2 protein-coding genes are annotated in these 2,659 nt (G+C 43.6%); both read left to right on the forward strand.

What is annotated here, in order from left to right; all coding sequences use genetic code 11:
* On the forward strand, nt 1-238 hold a 238-nt coding region (locus WS42_RS14465), incomplete at its 5' end, for a FecR domain-containing protein (RefSeq protein ID WP_046451339.1).
* A gap of 94 nt (nt 239-332) precedes the next feature.
* A partial coding sequence (locus WS42_RS14470) for a SusC/RagA family TonB-linked outer membrane protein (RefSeq protein ID WP_286728728.1) occupies nt 333-2,659 on the forward strand: 2,327 nt, incomplete at its 3' end.

Below are 2,659 nucleotides of genomic sequence, written 5' to 3' on the forward strand. Positions count from 1 at the left end.
CTGGAAAGATGGGAAATTTGTATTTATAAATGCACCTCTGGGCGAAATATGTAAACAGATTGCCCGTTGGTATGATGTTGAAATACAGTTTGCTGATAACGAAATCGGGAAAGTGTGTTTTACGGGAGCTATCCTGAAATTCAGACCATTGGAAGATTTGCTGGACATGATCGAAGTGACGAGTCGGGTGCAGTACAGGCGTGAGGGTAAGATTTTGTTGTTTTGGCAAAATAAATAACCGGGAAAGTCCCACAACTCTCCCGGTTACACACATTCATTCTTGTTTCGGTAAGCGATGAAACAAGAACATTGTAAATCTAAAAGACAAAGTTATGAAAAAAAAAGGTTGTATCTGGTTATTCGGAGACGGATGGCTGAAAAAAAAGGTATTTGTAATGAAATGGACAGTATTACTCGTTTTGCTGGGCATGTTGCAGGTCTCGGCAAAAGTTCATTCCCAGCATGTCGCGATTGATTTGAAAATGGAAAATTCGACTATCGAACAGGTATTGCAACGAATTACCGATCAGACTTGTTTGAATTTCTTTTATAATAATTCGGCCATCGATGTTTATAAAAAAATAAGCGTGGAATTGAAATCGGTTTCTGTTGAAGAAGCATTGAAAAAGATATTTGACGGGCAGGAAGTACGCTTTGATATCGATCGGGATTTTGTGGTCATTCGTTCTGTATCAGACCTCCAGCAAGAACAGGTAGTTAAGATTGTTGTACAGGGAATTGTGAAAGATGAGGCAGGACAAGCCTTACCAGGAGCTACAATCAAATTGAAAGGCACCTCCTTTGGCGTGGCTACCGATGTGAATGGAAACTTCAAATTTGAAATTCCCGTTACCGATCCGTTGATCTTAGTGGTGTCGTTCGTGGGCATGCAGCAGCAGGAGATCGCTTATAAAAATCAGCCGTTTTTGGAGATTGTGATGAAGAATGAGGTAGAGATGATGAGCGATGTCGTCGTTACCGGTTATTATAGTGCCAACAAGAAAACTTATACAGGTTCTGCTACTCAGATCACTCAAGATCAGATTGCAAAAATCAGTAGTACGAATGTTTTCTCGGTCATCACCTCGATGGATCCTTCCTTTAAGTTAGTGAATAACAATCAGGCGGGTTCTAACCCCAATGTAATGCCTAAGTTTGAATTGCGGGGGGCTTCCAGTATTCCCGATGTCAGAAGTGAGTATGAGGGGGATCCGAATATGCCGGTGTTTATCGTGGATGGATTTGAGATGAGCGTGGAAAAAGTGTTCGACCTCGATCCGGGACGGATCGCAACTCTGACGATCCTGAAAGATGCTTCGGCTACCGCCATTTATGGTTCCCGGGCTTCGAACGGTGTTGTCGTGATCGAGACCCGGGCACCTGAACCCGGAAAGATCAATGTGGCTTATGCACTGAATCTGAGCCTGACGACACCTGATTTATCAGATTATGATTTACTGAATGCCCGCGAAAAACTGGACCTGGAGGTGGCAGCAGGATATTTTGGATATTTCGATGAGGCTTATAACCGGCGGTTGAAGAATATTCAGCAAGGTTACGATACTGACTGGCTGTCACAGCCATTGCAGAATGCAATATCCCATCAGCATTCCCTGACATTGGATGGAGGAAACGAAGCTTTTCGCTATGCTTTTCACCTGAATATGAACCCTTCGGATGGGGTAATGAAAAAATCCGGACGTGACCGTTATGCCATCGATGTGGATTTACAATACCGGTTGAAACAGTTCACCTTCCGGAACCAGTTGGCGTATGATTATGTGAAAGCTTTCAATTCACCTTATGGGAGCTTCAGTTCCTATACCCGATTGAATCCGTATTACCGCTATCGCGACGATCAGGGACAATATGTTTATATCATGGACGATCCGGGGGTGGATGTGTATAATCCCTTGTGGAATACTACTTTGAATAATAAAGATCAGTCGGTTTATAATCTTCTGACCGATCATTTCAGTATCGATTGGTGGGTAACAGACGCATTAAGGATAAAAGCTTCTGCTTCTGTGTCTGTGAGGAATGAGGAAGAAGAGGTATTTAAATCTCCCTTTCATACGGATTTTAAACGGGAGAAAGATATGGCCCGGCGGGGAACTTACGATGTTGTGAACTCTAAAAGCATCGGATATGAAGCTGTATTGGGTGTATCTTATACCAAAATGGTAAAGAAGAACTACGTTACTTTTAACGGTGGGTATAACGTTTCTTCTACGGATTTGCGTTCGCATGGATATAGTGTGTTGGGTTTTCCTGCGGATGAGTTGAATGATCCCGGGTTCGGATTGGACTATCATCCTGAAAAGAAACCGACCGGTAACAGTGAGTTGAGCCGAATGGCCGGATTTTTCGGGAATTTGAATTATACATATGACAATCGCTATTTCGCCGACTTTTCGGTTAGAGCAGATGCTTCTTCCAGGTTCGGAGCCGACAAACGCTGGGCTGTTTTCTGGTCGGCCGGCGTCGGATATAACTTGCATAATGAAGTATTTCTCAAAAAGCTGGAATGGGTCAGTTTACTTCGGCTCCGGGCTTCCTATGGGGTGACCGGAGGGCAGAATTTTAATCCTTATCAGGCGATGACGACTTATCGGTTTATTACCGACAAATGGTATGGCTACGGTAGCGGTGCCGAGAT

This window comes from Odoribacter sp. N54.MGS-14 (assembly GCF_000980295.1).
Classification (GTDB): Bacteria; Bacteroidota; Bacteroidia; order Bacteroidales; family Marinifilaceae; genus Odoribacter; species Odoribacter splanchnicus.